This window comes from Paenibacillus nuruki (assembly GCF_001721045.1).
In the GTDB taxonomy this organism is placed as follows: Bacteria; Bacillota; Bacilli; order Paenibacillales; family Paenibacillaceae; genus Saccharibacillus; species Saccharibacillus nuruki.
On the sequence record NZ_MDER01000044.1, the window covers coordinates 17,952 to 34,516 of the forward strand.

Sequence of the window (16,565 nt, forward strand, 5' to 3'; positions counted from 1 at the left end):
CGCCCAGCGGTCAAATCAAGATATCCGATCTTACCAGCGACGCCAAGAAAGAATCCGTTCACGAAGCGCTTTCCCACCAAGAGCACATCACCACTCAAACCAGAGTGAGGTTTTTTCCACACCATTTTAATGAAAGGGGAGTACCAACGTGAGAATGTCTACTTATCTTCGCAGATACTGGCAGTTGTATTTCCTGCTCATTTTACCGATTGCTTACTTTCTGACTTTCAAATACGGGCCGATGTACGGTATTCAGATTGCTTTTAAAGACTTTAACTTTTTTCAAGGGATCAATGATAGTGAATGGATCGGTTGGGATGCATTTCGTGAAGTTTTTCAAAATCAGGATTTCTACAAAACATTACGCAACACATTAATGCTGAATTTTCTAGATCTGTTGGTTTCTTTTCCAGCGCCTTTACTACTAGCGATCATGCTATATGAAGTCAAAGCCGTCTGGTTCAAAAAGTTATCACAGACTATTCTGTATATTCCGCATTTTATCTCATGGGTCATTATTGGAGGCATTGTGTATCAAGTATTCGGTACGCAATCAGGATTCGTTAATAATATGTGGATGGCTCTTGGATTTCAGCCGATTCCTTTTCTAACTGATCCGAATTATTGGTTGGTGACATATCTGCTAACTGGTGTATGGCAAAGTGCAGGTTGGGGAACGATTCTCTATCTAGCTGCATTAACAGGTATCAACAAAGAACTATATGAAGCCGCAGATATGGATGGAGCAGGACGACTGAAGCGTATCTGGCATATTACATTGCCTGGTCTGAAAACAACGATTATTACACTGCTGATTATCAATCTCGGTAATATGGTCACGATCGGATTTGAACGTCCATTTGTGATTGGTAATGTAGCGGTACAAGATTACTCGGATGTACTGAGTACCTTTGTATATCGGATCGGTCTAGAATCAGGGCAATACACATTAGCAACAGTCGTTGGTCTTTTTCAGGCAGTCGTGGGCTTGATATTTGTACTTGGTGCGAACTATGCGTCTAAGAAATCGACAGGAGAGGGGATACTTTAATGGATAAATTAGCGGATATTAGCAAAACAACAGCCGTCAAAGCCAAGCCAGCTAGCAGTAAAGGCGATCGGATTTTTGATATCGTCAATATTACGTTACTGAGTATCGTTGTACTCGTCTGTCTGGTTCCTTTTATTCATATTCTGGCGATCTCACTAAGTTCAGCACGTCCGATTATGTCGGGTGAAGTTTCTCTTTTTCCAGTCGAATGGACGGTAGAAGCCTACGTCAAAGTATTTAGCGATATGTCGATGATTCGGTCACTTGGATTCACCGTTATGCTGACAGTCATTTTTACTATTTTATGTATGGCAATGACGATTGCCGCAGGGTATCCATTATCCAAGTCTAATCTTAAAGGACGCGGATTCTTTATGGTATTGATTATTATTACGATGTTTTTTAGTGGTGGTATTATTCCAGAGTATATTCTGGTACGTAATCTACATTTACTAGATACGATGTGGGCATTGATTTTACCCGGATTGATTAGCCCCTTTTATCTGATTATTATGATTTCCTTTTTCCGCAATATTCCCGAAAGTCTAGAAGAAGCGGCTGAAATAGATGGAAGCAGTCACTTTTATACATTATGGCGGATCATTTTACCGTTGTCTTTGCCAGTGATCGCAACATTAAGCCTTTTCTATGCAGTCGGACGCTGGAATGGATTTATGGATACGCTCATGTATATTAACAGCCCGGAATTATATCCATTACAGCTCAAATTATATCAATTGATCCAAAATAATATGGCAAGCGAATTGATGCGTAATGAAGTGGTTGGTTCAGCACAAATGATGCCTGAAAGTCTCAAAGCCGCCAGTGTTATTTTTGCCACACTTCCGATTCTGATCGTGTATCCGTGGTTGCAACGTTACTTTGTTAGTGGAGTGATGTTAGGGGCGGTCAAAGGTTAAAGCTATTGCACATCTAGAAGGATCATGAAAGGAGTCTATATGCTTACATCCAAAGGAGAATATTCATTTTCAACATGCTGGAATATTAAGCGTCATTCTAGCGGAGCAGAGATGATCGCAGAGATTCAAGAGCTTGGATTTCAGCAAGTGGAACTCAACTATAATGTGACTACTGAGATGCTAAAAACGATTGAACCGATGATTGAACGTGGCATGATCGGTATATCCAGTGTGCATAATACATTTCCTCACACACCTGATCCTGATTATGGCACTGATTCGGTATTGCTAGGCTTTGATGATGAAGTGAAACGGCAAAAGGCGATAGATCTACTGGTGGGTTCAGCTGAGTATGCTCATCGTTATGGAGCCAAAGCTGTGGTCGTTCATCCCGGAGAGATTCCTTTTGCAAACAATATAGATGAGACATTAAAAGGCATTTATCACGAACAAGGCAAAGACTCACTTGCTTATCAACAGCTATGGTCTGAAATGATCGAGCGTCGGGAAAGTCTATCCGAGCATTATTTAGAGCGTATTCAGCACAGTCTGGAAGAGGTATGTGACCGTGTATTATCCAAAGGATACAATGTGGCTTTTGGGATTGAAACACGTTCACGTTGCTATCAGATGCCTACCTTAGCTGAAGCAAAAAAAGTACGTGAACGGATGAAAGGTGCACCTGTCTATCTCTGGTACGATATCGGTCACGGGATGATGATGGATCGCATGGGCTTGTATCAGAATGCCGAAGAAGCCAACGCTATGAAAGACGATATTATCGGTGTGCATATTCATGAAACGTTAGGCTTATCCGATCATTGGTGCCCTTATATTCATAGTAAAGACATGACTTTTTTCGATCGCTTTCTCGATATTATCGATGCAGCGCCTGTCAAAGTATATGAACTAAAAGCCGCTTGTCAGCCGGAAGAGATTGAAGCCAGTCATCAGCTTTTAATCTCCAAAATTCAAGAGCGTCATCATAAATAAAACAGGATACCACAATACGAAATAGATCATACACAGACAAATCGATATCAAGTAGAAAAGCAAGGAGGACATTGCTATGGCTGTCAGCAGGCAACTGGTAAGCATCAATGATCAATGGGTAGAAGAAGGTCTGGCGGGACAGATTCTCGATCGGAATCATCGATCTTTTGGAGGCGTGGTTGATCGTGAAAATGGGATCGCTTGGCCTAACCATCATGCAGGAACACCTGTCTGGATGTCGGTATGGGGAGCCGCATTAGTAAATCCTGATTCGGCTTATTACCATCATGAAGAGGTGCTCGAACGGCTAGAATATGCAGCCCAGTATATGCTTTCTTTTCAACATGAAGATGGGTCCATCTCTCCGGGGTGGACTAATTTTCATTCACCTCCAGATACAGCGTTTGTGGTGGTCGGTTATTCGCAGTTGTATCTACTATTAGAACAAGATGATTGGAGTAAAAATGCTCCTGTCGCTAGTCGGATATTGTTATTTCTCAAGCAAACGATTCCGGTGATGTTAACAGGAGGTTGTCATACACCTAATCATCGCTGGGTGTTGTCGGCGGCACTTAGTTATCTGTATCAATTATTCGGTGATTCTCGATTACTCACACGGGCAGAACAATGGTTGGCAGAAGGAATCGATGCGACTCCAGATGGAGAATGGACTGAGCGTAGTAACGGTATTTACAATGCAGTTAGTGATGTGATGTTAATCCATACCGCACGTATATTATCCAAGCCTGAATATCTACAACCTGTGCGTGCTAATCTGAATATGATGATCTATTTGATTCATCCTTCTGGCGAGATTGTCACCGATTATTCAGGTCGGCAAGATTTCGGGCAGACCTTTACATTAGACAATTATCTGCTTGCTTATTATCTGATGACTCCCATCGACCACAATGCTCAATTTGCAACGATGACAGAATTAGCTGAACAAGCATTGTGTACGACCACTGTGCGTCCACCGAGTAGTGCTAACAATCCACTTGTCGGCATGTTGTTGTATCCACATGAAGGGGAGACAGTCATCGCTACCGCTTTGCCCACCCATTATCGCCAAATGATTAATGGTTCATTTGATCGTGACTCGTATATCCAGCAGATTGCAGAAGTAGGCTATTCGCAGATTCAATATAGTCGACCTCATTTGGATTTTGGCGCGCCTGTCATGCGTATTCGTGAAGAAAAGACAAGCGTAACGATGATGGCAGAAACGTCTTCATTCCTAGCGATTAGACATGGACATGTACGACTATTAGGTGTACAGATTGCTTCTTATTTTGGGCCGGGCTTTGTACCGATGCAGACGTTAACCGAAACGACTGAGGGGTTCACCATGACAGCGACGTATGAAAAGGGTTACAATAGTTGTGTACCCGAGCATGAATTACCTGCTTCTGCACAAGCAACAGTGAGTCCATGGTATTTGCTTCCTCATCAACACCGTATTGCTACCCATACGCAGACTTATCAACTGGAAGTGCGTATGACCGAATTGGAAAATGGATATGATCTACATATCATCTCTAATGAGCCTGCCGATGTAATGACACAGCTATCATTTGTTTTTGACCAGCAAGCGATTATTACAGCAGTCGATGGACACTTAGAGCAGATACACCCTTTTTCCCAATTATGGTCAGCAGGAACAGTCGTTGTACAGCAAGGAAATGACCGAATAGAATTAACAGGTGGTTGTCTGGAACATACGGCTCTAAGTGTGCGAGAAGCGCATTATCCGCAAGATTGTCAGACGCTACTTGTGAATGTAATGACTCCTTTTGAACACAGAATAGGGATTCGTCTCTTATCCGGTACGGATGTATGATTTTAGCGATCTGCATCTACAACTATGTCGAATAAAGAGGTGATTGATTTGCGTAATCAAAAGTATACGTATACCGCTCCACCGAATGGGTTTCCTGAATGGAACCGCAATCCTGGCATTTTCCGTCTGAACCGTCTAGATGCTCATGCTTCTGTGATTCCGTATGATTCGGTAGAGCAGACATTAAATGGAGAGATCGCAGATTCACCATATTACCAATCCTTAAATGGAACATGGCAATTCGCATGGGCTGAAAATCCAGATCAGCGTATTGTTGATTTTTATACAAAAGAGTATGACACCAGTACATGGAAAACGATCCCTGTACCTGCGCACTGGCAAATGCATGGTTATGATGCTCCTCACTATACCAATGTGCGCTATCCATGGGATGGACATGAAGATATCCAACCACCAGAAGCACCAACCAAATTCAACCCTGTAGGCTCGTATGTACGCACGTTTTCTGTGCCTCAAGAGTGGCAGGATAAAGGTTCAGTCTATATTCATTTTGCAGGTGTAGAATCTGCTTTTTATATCTGGGTGAATGGCGATTTAGTTGGTTATAGCGAAGATTCGTTTACACCCGCAGAATTCGATCTAACTCCTTATTTGCAAGCCGGCGAAAATAAATTAGCTGTCGAAGTCTATCGCTGGAGTGATGCGAGCTGGTTAGAAGATCAAGATTTCTGGCGCTTGAGCGGTATTTTTAGAGATGTCTATCTGTACGCATTACCGGATACCCATATTCAAGACTTTTTTGTACATACTGATCTGGATGCACAGATTCAGGACGCACAATTAACGGTCGATCTTACATTACATCATTCCGGCTCGGCACTAGCTCGTCCTGATCCGACAGACAGTCTACGATTTACCGATGTAGCCAAAGAATCCTATAGCGTACATGCCCAATTATACGATGCAGACCGCAATCCTCTTTGGGATCTTCCTTTAAGTAGCCCGGTTTCATTTCCTTTTAATGCAACTGAAGGATTAGAAGGTGGGGATATTCATCGGACACAGATTCAGTTGTCTACCGAGGTGATCAATCCTTTGAAATGGAGTGCAGAAGCACCTCATCTGTATCATCTGGTACTTACGCTGAAAGATGCACAAGGTCATATTATTCAGCATACCGGCTGTCAGGTGGGCTTCCGTACCTTTGCGATTGAAGGCAATCTGATGAAGATCAATGGGAAAACAGTGGTATTCAAAGGGGTCAATCGTCATGAATTCAATGCAGTGACTGGACGCGCAATTACACGCAAAGATATGATCGCAGATATTCAACTGATGAAATCTTACAATATCAATGCAGTACGAACGTCTCATTATCCTAATCATCCACTCTGGTACGAACTATGTAATCAGTATGGATTGTATGTGATTGATGAAGTGAATCTGGAAAGTCATGGTGCATGGACTTATGGTCAAAAAGAATTGCTTAATACCGTTCCGGGCAGCAATCCAGATTGGACATATAATGTGCTAGACCGTACCAATTCGATGTTCCAACGGGACAAAAACCATCCTTCGATTGTGATCTGGTCGCTGGGTAATGAATCGTTCGGTGGCGATAATTTCTTGCATATGGCGGATTTTCTACGTAAAGCGGATCCATCACGGGTCGTGCATTATGAAGGGGTATTCCATTATCGCCCGTCTGAAGCGGCATCTGATATCGAAAGTCAGATGTATACCCATATTCGCGAGATCGAGAAATATGCTCAAAATCATCCAACCAAGCCATTTATCCTGTGTGAATACAGTCATGCGATGGGGAACTCTTGTGGTGGTTTAGCCGAATACTGGCAATTGTTCGACCGCTATGAAGTGTTGCAAGGTGGATTTATCTGGGATTGGATCGATCAAGCGATTCAGACGCAGACTGAAGATGGAAACACGTATTTGGCGTACGGTGGTGACTTTGGTGAAAGTCCGCATGATGGCAACTTCTGTGGTGATGGTCTGATCTTTGCTGATCGTACCGTATCTGCGAAGCTGGATGAAGTGAAGAAATGTTATGAACAGGTGAAATTCAACTGGCGATTAGGTAGTGATCATCCTGTCGATGAAGGGCTTGAATCGAATGCAGTGATTACGACCAAGCATTTATCTGCGGGTGAATCGGTGATTGAAGTCGAGCTAACGAATCAGTATTTGTTTACTTCATTAGAAGAGTTTGATTTTAAATGGATATTAACAGCAAACGGTCAACCTGTTGATCATGGTGTACTGAGCAATGTGATCTGTGCCCCGGGGCAGACCGTTACAGTCACATTACCAGAGTTGAAGCAGATTCCACGTGCGCCTGGAGTCGAGTATATTTTGACACTTTCTATCGTGCTTCGCACAGATCAATTGTGGGCGCAAGCCGGTCATGAAGTTGCCTTTTCTCAATTTACATTGCCTGTCGTATTGTCGTTCGGTTCTCATCATGATGCCGAATTGCATGAACCTGAGCCGATTAGCGAATCGAGCCTTGTCGCTGTACAACATGCAGGTATGATTATGATCAATGGTGAGGGGTTCTCGATTATTTTTGATTCGACCAATGGCGAAATGTTGTCTTATCAGATCAACAAAGTACAATTGTTAGCTCAAGCACCTGCTCCTCATTTCTGGCGTGCTGTAACAGATAATGATCGCGGGAATCATCTGGATCAGCGTAGTGAAGTATGGCGTAGTGCTTCAGATGAGCGAGAATTGGTTCATTTTGAAGTCGATCTTGCACGAGCACAAGATATCATTATTATCAAAGTGGAGTATCTACTACCGACAGCAGGGTATTCGCAATGTTTTGTCGAGTATCATATTTTTGCAGATGGACGGGTCGAAGTGACACAACGATTGAATCCGGGCAAAGATTTACCTGAGATTCCAGAGATCGGTATGTTGCTGATGATGGATGCTTCCTTTGACCAATTGTCTTGGTACGGGTTAGGTCCGCATGAGACGTATTGGGATCGAAAGTCTAGTGGTAAAGTCGGCATCTATACAGGAACAGTAGCCGAGCAAATGGCTCCGTACCTCAAACCACAGGAATGTGGAAATAAAGTAGATGTACGCTCAGCTACGATTACCAATAGCGATGGAGTGGGCTTACAGATTACAGGTCTACCTTTGATCGAATTGAATGTTCTTCCATACACACCGGCAGAACTGGAAGCTGCACCACATCATTACCAGTTACCTGTTAGCGGACATACAGTTGTGCGTATCAATGATAAGCAAACAGGTGTTGGCGGCGATGATAGCTGGGGTTCTGAACCGCATGAACAGTATCGTCTCTATGCGAATCGTTCGTATACGTATAGTTATGTAATGCAAGGAATTGTGAAATAAAACAAAGCGAAGAACCGTAAGCGAGTGATGACTCGTTTGCGGTTCTTTATCTTTTGGATCATCAAGTGAAAAGGGAGTTAGTCCACTAACCGCTTGTTCAAATGCTTGCGAAGTGATTCGGCAATCGCAGGTTCTGCTAATAATTGGCGCAGAGCCGGGGTATCACCACGTTCATCATACAGAATCCGATTACATTCTGCGATCGTACTTCCATTTCCTTCACGGCGAAGCATTTCAAATGTATCGCCTGCTTGAACGACTCCATTTTCCAATACGCGAAAATAAAATCCAGAATATCCAGTCTCACGCACACGCATAACCATTTCTTTACGTTCCAGATGAGCCGCTAATTTGAAGCAAGGCTGACGGGGCTGACTAACCTGTACGATAGCAGTTCCGATCCGGTACACATCTCCGATACATACGATATCTTCAGTCAATCCAGTGACGGTAAAGTTTTCGCCAAAAGCACCTGCTTCGAAAGGGCGCTTCATTTCGTCTGTCCACCAATTATAATGATCTTGTGAGTAGACACAAGCGGCTTTGTCTGGTCCACCATGATTTTTGAGATCGCCTTGACCATCTCCCTCGATGCCTTGCGAACTAATGGGTAATGATTCGGTAGAAGGGCGTTTGATAAATCCGGTATAGACCGATTTGTTATTCCATTCCACATTTACAGGTAATGCTGTGTTTAACGAACATAATTTTGGTAACATAGACGTAGTAGAATTTACCATAAGATGAGTTCCTCCAGATATGGGTTTGATTACAGATCATGTTATGGGTTCTATCATAATATAAGCGAATCAATTAAAACATCTCTTTCAACAAAACATCCTTTTCGTTAAGGTATCCCTCCGTATAGGGAAGAAAGGAAATCGCAGATGAAAATCAATCCAAAAACATTTCAAAAATGGCTCCCTCTGTTGCTCATCTGCTGGCTGATCACTCAGAGTATGACAGGTATTGCTTATGGTTCACAGCAAAAAGGATTTGTACTGGACGATGCAGGTCTGTTCAGCAGTAGTGAGATCGACAAGCTCAACACTGAACTGACCGGACAGGAATACCAGATGTATGTGAATACAGCAACAGGGATGGATGAAGCGCAGGGACTCGCGTATGCGAACCAGATTTATGATGGATCGAATTTGGGCAAAAATGATATCGTGCTTGTGATTACAACCAATCCGAATTATGTCCATCTGGTCTTTCAAAATGCAGTACTGGCTAACAAAATCGCAAATAGCAACGAGCGCACGGTACAAGGAGTAACCGATAACAAATTTGTTCCATCTGCACAAGATGGCGATATTGTAGGCGGTGTACTAGCTGTTAATCGATATATCAATCATGTGCCGTTAACGACCGTCATTTCGCAAAAGTTAGCACAAGTTGGTCTGAACTGGGGTTCGGCGATTGCCTTATTGATCGGTGGGATTGCGCTCATCTGGTTTGTGATCTGGTTGATGATTCGATTGAACAAAGTCAGCAAGCTCAAAGTTCGCCGTCAACAAGTACAAGTGCATCATGATCAGATCGCTACATCACTTAACAGCTTGATTGTATCTGATTTATTTAAAGAATTAGAAATGGGCTTTGTGACTGGACAGACCAAAGAAATGATTGAACAGTTACAGTCTCAATTAATGAAAGAACATGCTCGTATTGCCGATTCTCAGCAAAAAATAGATGCTATTCGCCTGTCGATCGGTGCTGTCAAAAAATCTGCTAGCGATCTGACCATCATTGAACAAGAACAGACGCAGTGGGCAACCGATATGGCAAATGTGCAAAAACATCATCAAGAAATGGATGAGTTATCACGCACGGTACGTGGGATGGTGGAAGCGTCCAAAGCTAATCTGGAGCAAGTGAAAAATACAGTGGCTACGCTTGAAAAGCAATACAACTATCCACTGACAGCGATGAAAGATCGAATCACTACGATTGAGCATATTTTGCAAGAAGCCGATCAATTGGATGAATTTGATTTTATGAAAGCCAAAGAACCAGCCGAACGTGCCAATCAATTGCTTGATGTGCTTGTAGAAGATATCCGTCTGTATGGGGAATGGGTACAACGCAGTCAACGGTATACAGCAGAGATCAATAATACAGAACAGGAGTTGCGTCCAGTCGTTGAGCGAGAACATCTCAAGTTAACAATAGACGATCCTTTCCGTATATTAGAACATGCACGCACAGAAGAGATTCGATTAGTTCAATTGTTGGCAGGTGGGAATGTAGACTTGATTCGTCAAAGTATGGAAATGATCGAACAAGATATTGCGGCGGCTCGTCAGGTTGTCAGTGATCTCATTAACTTCCGGGATGAATCGAAGAAAACATTAACGATGGCGCAACAACAAATGGCTGATTTCCGCAATATGCCTGAAATGTATAATCAAGAAGTGAGCCGTCTACAAGCAGAATATGCAGGAGTACATCTCAGAGAACAAGGCGCACGTTATCAGGAAATTCAGAAGATGCAAGGTGAGGTTAATCTATTTACTCCACAAATCGTAGATGCTCTGCATGATGAAGTACAACAGTATCGTCAAGCATATACATGGAGTGAGCAAGTCAGAAATGCATTGTCTCGGATGCAACAATTGCGAACTGAGATTATGAGTTACAAAGATCAACTAGATAATCAGAAGCAAAGCGAAAATCAACGCTTAGACAAGCTACGCGAAGATTATCGTCGTGCCAATGAACAGCAGGCAGCGATTAGCGTTAATCCTGACGATACACAGCAAGTGCAAGCACATAGCTATCAAGCACTTGAACAAGCAGAGCAGATTCTAAGCGGTACACTACTCAATATGGTTAACGTCAAAGAAGTTATGGATACAGCGGAAAGAGAGACAGTTGCTTTTGTTCAGCGTGTAGAAGAGTTGACCCAACAACGTCAAGAAGCGATCGAAGCGATCGAAGGATTACTGCAAGAACATCGCAATTTGTCTGCTCGTTATTTTACAACAGCGATCACAACTCATGTGCCTGTTTTGCATCGACTGGTCGAAGAATTGCAACAATTGGTGAATCAGGGATACTTTGTACAAGCACAGCAAAAAGCGCAAGAAGGTGCAGGAATACTGCAATTTATAGCACTGGAATATAAAGCGCTCTATGATCAGGAACAAGAACGCAAGCGTCGTCAGCGTTCATCGGGTGGCGGTTCAGGAGGTTCATCATCAGGTGGAGGCAGTCGCTCTTCGAGTAGTTCCAGTTGGAGTGGAGGGAGTAGCCGTTCATCCGGTTCTTCCAAATGGTGAAAATTCTGTTCATTCATTGTATATTTTCTGAAAGCTATATTTGCAAACATGTCATAAGGAAGACTATGATACATGTAGATATTGAACATGTAGGCAAACGTATAAATATAAGGAGGTAGAACAATGGATCAGCAGTCTTCAGATCAAGCGGGACAATCAGCATCATCCAAACCGCTACAAGTCGAAAGTAAATATGTTAGAGAAACACGTTGCTTCAAAACATCCCGTGTATTTCCAACTGATGTCAACAATCACAATACATTATTCGGTGGAAAATTGATGTCGTATATAGATGATATTGCTTCAATTACCGCTTCCAAATTATGTCGTGTCGATACTGTTACCGCTTCTACCGATTCGGTCGATTTTCTGTATCCGATCAACCCAACCGATTCAGTGACATTAGAATCGTTTGTGACATGGACAGGACGTAGTTCGATGGAGATTTTTGTGAAAGTGATACGCGAAGACCTCAAAACAGGTGAGAAACGAATTGCAGCGACTGCCTTTCTTACCTTTGTAGCGATCGGGGAAGATAATCATAAAGTGCAAGTGCCGACAGTCATTCCTGAGACGGAAGAAGAGAAGAAATTGCACGAAACCGCTCCTTCACGAGCAGCCATGCGCCGTCAACGGAGAGAAGAAAGTAAAGAATTTGCTGATTACCTCACCACTGAATATCCGTGGGAATAACAAAAAGCGAGTACACTCTAGATCAAATAGAGGATGCTCGCTTTTTCTTTATGATTATTGATAACAATAATAATACTTCTAAATTCTGCTTAAGGCTTGCTAGAATACTACTCTTTTTGCTCCGTTTTACGAGCTTTCCAACGCCACATCATTTCTCCAAATACATATCCACATAGCAGAAATAAAGGAACCGTATCTGTAATTTCTTCAAGAATACTGTGAAAAGTCAGTACAAAACGATGATCTATATAATGCATGGCGATCATGCCGAGAGATGTTGTCCCACCGTAGCCTAATACACCTTCGCTCCATATAAATTGATACTTGCTCATCATGACCTCCACATTAGTAACGGTATTAGAATCAACGTATGATCATACCCATATCTATCCGAACATGACAACTATTTCTAAATAATAGCGTATTCATAAAAGAGTCGCAAGACTATTTCTTGCGAATTTCATTTTAGTTTTACAAAGGTAACAAGTCTTGTCTTTTGGCGATATGTTCACAATCTTTGCATACACCTACAAGACCTCCGTTATCATTCGCATAAAAAGTCAGATGTTTGACATCTTTTTTGCAATAAGAGCATTTCTGAAGTCGAGTGTTAGAAAAGGATTGTACTTGTTTGGGTTGATGTAAGTTTCGTACAGTTGCTAATTTGGGAGGAGTAGATACAGATGAAGAGGTATCTTTAGCTTGGATATCAGCAGAAGCAGAGGTACGTTGCTCTTCCTGGTTCAGATGCTTGCGTTCACGAAAAGCAGATAAATCTACAATATTAGGATGCGATGGATCTTGTTCAGTGGGTTCAGGCTGTGTTGTTGGCTCGGGCGGTAGTATAGGATCTGCCTGATGTATAGTGACCTTTTTTAAAGGAAAAACAATCCAGAGCACAACAGCAATAGCAACCACGGCAACAACAATAATGCCGGCTAATATCATCCATTCTGGTTGCATAGGAATTCACCTTCTTTTACACATATTTGGTAATAAAAAACAACAATTTGCACAAGGATTACCTTTTAATTCCTGTCTATCCCTTTTTTGTTACATTTAGTTTTGCTATAATTCGTCTCATAGGTAGAACGGTTCCAGATTCTGGCATCTCCACCGTGATATCTTACATATTACATGATGGTCGTAGAAAGTATAACTGCCACACGAGAGGGATGAAGATTGTGAAAAAGAAATTTAGAAGTTGGATGTCATTATGTCTACTAGCTACATTATGTGTATCGTTACTGAGTGCATGTGGTTCAGATGCCAAGGATAATGAGGCGAAAGATGGGAAAGTCACTTTGAAATTCTGGACGATTGCTCTTCAACCCACGTTCAATGATTATTTTAATGGACTAATATCAGAATACCAAAAAAGTCATCCTGGCGTAACTGTAGAATGGAGCGATTATCCATATGATGCCATCTCTAATAAGTTATTAACCGGAATTGCGAGTGGTAACGTACCGGATGTGGTCAATTTGAATACTGAATTTGCGAATCAAATGGCTTCTAAAGGTGCACTTGCTGATCTGGGTCAATGGATGAGCGATGATGAGAAAAAATCTTATTTTGATGGCATTTTCAATTCCACTGTATTTGATAACAAAGCATATGCTTTGCCATGGTATACAGGAACAGAAGTGTTATTTATGAACACTCGTCTGGTGAAGCAAGCAGGGCTTGATCCTACCAATCCACCGAAAACGCGTGATGAGCTGAATGAATGGTCTCGTGAGATCAAAGCCAAAACAGGAGCAACAGGGTATGCAACTACATTTGCAGCTAGAATGTTCCCGGTTGAAGGAATCTCTATTTTGAATGACGACAAGACAGCAGCAGCTTTTAATACACCAGCTACGATTGCATTAATCCAGAAAATGCAGGGATTGATTCAAGAAGGCGTACTGGTGAAAGAAGACGCTAACTTTGATAAACAGATTCAATATTATTCTAGCGAACAGACTGCTTTTGAAATTGCAGGACCTACTTTTATTAATTTTATCAAAACATCTGCACCAGATGTATATAAAAATACAATTGCGGTTCCACTGCCTACAGGTAAAGCCGATGTGCGTTTGTCGAACACGATGAATGTCGTGGTACCACTCAAATCGGCTAATGCTGAACAAGCGGCTGAATTTGCGAAATTTTTGACCAATGCGACGAACCAGACAGCATTTGCCAAAGCAGCTAATACATTGCCAAGTACTAAAGAATCGATCAAAGATTCCTTTTTCACTGAAAATGATGGCACATTGGAATCCGAAGCCAAAGTAGTATCCGCAGAAAGCTTAGATAAAGCAGTAGATTATATGGTAGGTGTACCAAATGCAGGTGATGTGAACTCGGCGATTGCACGTCAATTGCAAGAAATCTTTATGAATGGCAAAGACCCTCAACAAGGATTGACAGAAGCCGAACAAGAAGTGAACCAAATTCTGTCGCAAAACTAAGGGGCACTCCAAGCAGATCAACAATCGAACCCAAGACGACCCTTTGAAGGCGGTGGACGAACATGAAGAAATGGATGAGAACAGAAACATTTGCTGCATGGGCATTTATGGCGCCCGGACTGCTGATTGTGGCTGTATTCGTGTTATGGCCAATTGTGTACGGACTTCCGTTGTCCTTGACCGATTATTCGGTCATTGGAGAAACGCACTATGTAGGTGTAGACAATTATGTAACAGCTTTTCAAGATAAAAGTTTCTTGGCTTCCCTATGGAACTCGATGGTCTATGTGTTGATTGTACCGATTATTCAGATTATTTCGATCTTAATGGCGATTCTGGTCAATAGCCGTATTCCATTGATCAAAGCATTTCGTGCCGCTTATTATATCCCTGTCGTCACCTCTATGGTGGCGGTAGCGTTGATGTGGAGCTGGTTGTTCAGTAGTAACGGTGTGATCAATTATGCGTTAATCCAGCTAGGTATTATTCAAGAACAAGTCGGCTGGTTGTCCAGCAGTAGCACCGCATTGTATGTAATTATGTTTATTACGATGTGGAAAGGGCTTGGCTATTATATGATGTTGTATCTAGCCGGGCTTCAATCGATTCCAACTGATCTCTACGAAGCATCCATGATTGATGGAGCAAGTCGCTGGCAGACCATTTACCGGATCACGATTCCTTTACTGCGCCCTCATATCTTATTCTGTACGTTGATCTCATTAATGGGCGCGATTCGTGTGTTTGATGAAGTGTTTGTTCTAACCAATGGTAAAGGTGGACCGGGTACAGCGACACTTACATCCAGTCTCTACATTTATCAAAAAGGGTTGGTGCAATTTAACTTTGGTTATGCCTCAGCACTAGGTCTAATCGTTAGTGTGATCGTAGGCATTTTGAGTATACTGGTGTTCCGTCTGAACAAGAAAGGCGGTGTGCAAACGTACTGATGAATAATCCAACGATAACAACCAAAACCGATTACAAAACACCCAGTCCGCAAGCACGTAAATGGAAAAAAGGGATTCGGTATACGATTACTTACGTGTTGTTGATTGCCTTAGCTTTATTTATGACAGGGCCTTTTCTCTGGTTACTCAGTGTATCGCTTATGCCCGGACGCAATGTGTTTTCTAATCCACCTGCCGTTTTTCCGACATTTATTAATTTCGGCAATTATGCGCAAGTGTGGAACTTTATGAACTTTCCCAAATACATTATGAATACGGTCATCATTACGGTGATGGGAGTTGTATTTAATATTATTTTGTCCTGTATGACGGCTTATCCATTAGCTGTATTCCGGTTTAAAGGTAGAGATATGGTCTTTACTTTGCTGATCGCAACGATGATTATTCCTTCATCAACAGCGATGATCGTGCATTATTTAACGATTCAATGGCTAAATTTAGGCAATACGTATCTGGGTGTAGTGCTACCTGCTGCTGTATCGGTATTTAATATTTTCCTGATGCGTCAGACCTTCTTGACGATTCCTACTGAAATTCGAGATTCCGGTAAAATGGACGGCGCATCCGAATTACGTATCTGGTGGCAATTAGTACTCCCACTCGTAAAGCCCGGTATTGCAGTCATTATGCTACTTGAAGTAATGGCATTCTGGAACAATTTCCTGTGGCCAATCGTTGTGCTAGATGATCCCGAAAAATATCCATTAGCATCAGCACTAACATATCTCAACGGACAATTTTCCTACAACTTCGGCTGGATCGCCGCCGGAACCATCATTTCCGTAATCCCTATTATCGTCGTCTTCCTGTTCACCCAACGCTACTACATGGAAGGCTTGGCAGGAGCCGTCAAAGGATAACAAAAGTAATACGCATTATAAATCGTTTTATATTTTACTGCCCCACCAAATAGAAAAATGCGAGTTTACTCTGAGCGAAGGGAACGATATCTTTACCAGCGACGACAAGCAAGATATCCTTCCCAAAGCGGTGTAACTTCAAAGGA

13 protein-coding genes are annotated in these 16,565 nt (G+C 42.2%); 10 read left to right on the plus strand and 3 right to left on the minus strand.

The features are described 5' to 3' along the window. Positions 1-154: 154 nt before the first annotated feature. From PTI45_RS12910 to lacZ, 5 genes are all read left to right on the plus strand, one after another. Positions 155-1,051, plus strand: coding sequence for an ABC transporter permease (locus PTI45_RS12910; protein WP_371748239.1), 897 nt, complete (start codon positions 155-157; stop codon positions 1,049-1,051). Then, entirely contained in the window at positions 1,051-1,971 is a 921-nt protein-coding gene (locus PTI45_RS12915; RefSeq protein ID WP_083243518.1) for a carbohydrate ABC transporter permease, read from the plus strand. Before PTI45_RS12910 ends, PTI45_RS12915 begins: the two co-directional genes overlap by 1 nt. Before the next feature lie 39 nt (positions 1,972-2,010). Further along, positions 2,011-2,964: a sugar phosphate isomerase/epimerase family protein gene (locus tag PTI45_RS12920; RefSeq protein WP_069328006.1), complete on the plus strand. Its 954-nt coding sequence runs from the start codon at positions 2,011-2,013 to the stop codon at positions 2,962-2,964. 76 nt (positions 2,965-3,040) lie between these two features. Continuing rightward, on the plus strand, positions 3,041-4,804 hold the full coding sequence (locus tag PTI45_RS12925) for a prenyltransferase/squalene oxidase repeat-containing protein (protein WP_069328007.1): 1,764 nt from the start codon (positions 3,041-3,043) through the stop codon (positions 4,802-4,804). Between the two features lie 24 nt (positions 4,805-4,828). Next, entirely contained in the window at positions 4,829-8,152 is a 3,324-nt protein-coding gene (lacZ, locus tag PTI45_RS12930; RefSeq protein ID WP_069328008.1) for a beta-galactosidase, LacZ type, read from the plus strand. Between the two features lie 77 nt (positions 8,153-8,229). Here the strand turns inward: lacZ and PTI45_RS12935 are convergent, their stop codons facing one another. After that, complete coding sequence (locus tag PTI45_RS12935; protein WP_083243519.1) at positions 8,230-8,892, minus strand: MOSC domain-containing protein; 663 nt, start codon at positions 8,890-8,892, stop codon at positions 8,230-8,232. Between the two features lie 147 nt (positions 8,893-9,039). Between PTI45_RS12935 and PTI45_RS12940 the strand changes: the two genes are divergently transcribed. Together PTI45_RS12940 and PTI45_RS12945 are read left to right on the plus strand one after the other, a co-directional pair. Beyond that, positions 9,040-11,436, plus strand: coding sequence for a TPM domain-containing protein (locus tag PTI45_RS12940; RefSeq protein ID WP_069328009.1), 2,397 nt, complete (start codon positions 9,040-9,042; stop codon positions 11,434-11,436). A gap of 123 nt (positions 11,437-11,559) precedes the next feature. Then, positions 11,560-12,129: an acyl-CoA thioesterase gene (locus PTI45_RS12945; RefSeq protein ID WP_069328010.1), complete on the plus strand. Its 570-nt coding sequence runs from the start codon at positions 11,560-11,562 to the stop codon at positions 12,127-12,129. 107 nt (positions 12,130-12,236) lie between these two features. Here the strand turns inward: PTI45_RS12945 and PTI45_RS12950 are convergent, their stop codons facing one another. Continuing rightward, positions 12,237-12,461, minus strand: a complete 225-nt coding sequence (locus PTI45_RS12950; RefSeq protein ID WP_069328011.1) for a hypothetical protein — start codon at positions 12,459-12,461, stop codon at positions 12,237-12,239. Between the two features lie 139 nt (positions 12,462-12,600). Further along, positions 12,601-13,092, minus strand: coding sequence for a hypothetical protein (locus PTI45_RS12955; RefSeq protein WP_069328012.1), 492 nt, complete (start codon positions 13,090-13,092; stop codon positions 12,601-12,603). Between the two features lie 212 nt (positions 13,093-13,304). On the opposite strand from PTI45_RS12955, the gene PTI45_RS12960 reads away from it, so the two are divergent. The 3 genes from PTI45_RS12960 to PTI45_RS12970 all read left to right on the plus strand — a co-directional run bounded on the left by PTI45_RS12960 (position 13,305) and on the right by PTI45_RS12970 (position 16,419). Further along, positions 13,305-14,588 (plus strand): ABC transporter substrate-binding protein, encoded by a 1,284-nt coding sequence (locus PTI45_RS12960; protein WP_241669355.1) that lies wholly within the window; start codon positions 13,305-13,307, stop codon positions 14,586-14,588. 62 nt (positions 14,589-14,650) lie between these two features. Next, entirely contained in the window at positions 14,651-15,538 is an 888-nt protein-coding gene (locus PTI45_RS12965; RefSeq protein WP_069328013.1) for a carbohydrate ABC transporter permease, read from the plus strand. Continuing rightward, positions 15,538-16,419, plus strand: coding sequence for a carbohydrate ABC transporter permease (locus tag PTI45_RS12970; RefSeq protein WP_083243520.1), 882 nt, complete (start codon positions 15,538-15,540; stop codon positions 16,417-16,419). Before PTI45_RS12965 ends, PTI45_RS12970 begins: the two co-directional genes overlap by 1 nt. Positions 16,420-16,565 lie beyond the last annotated feature (146 nt).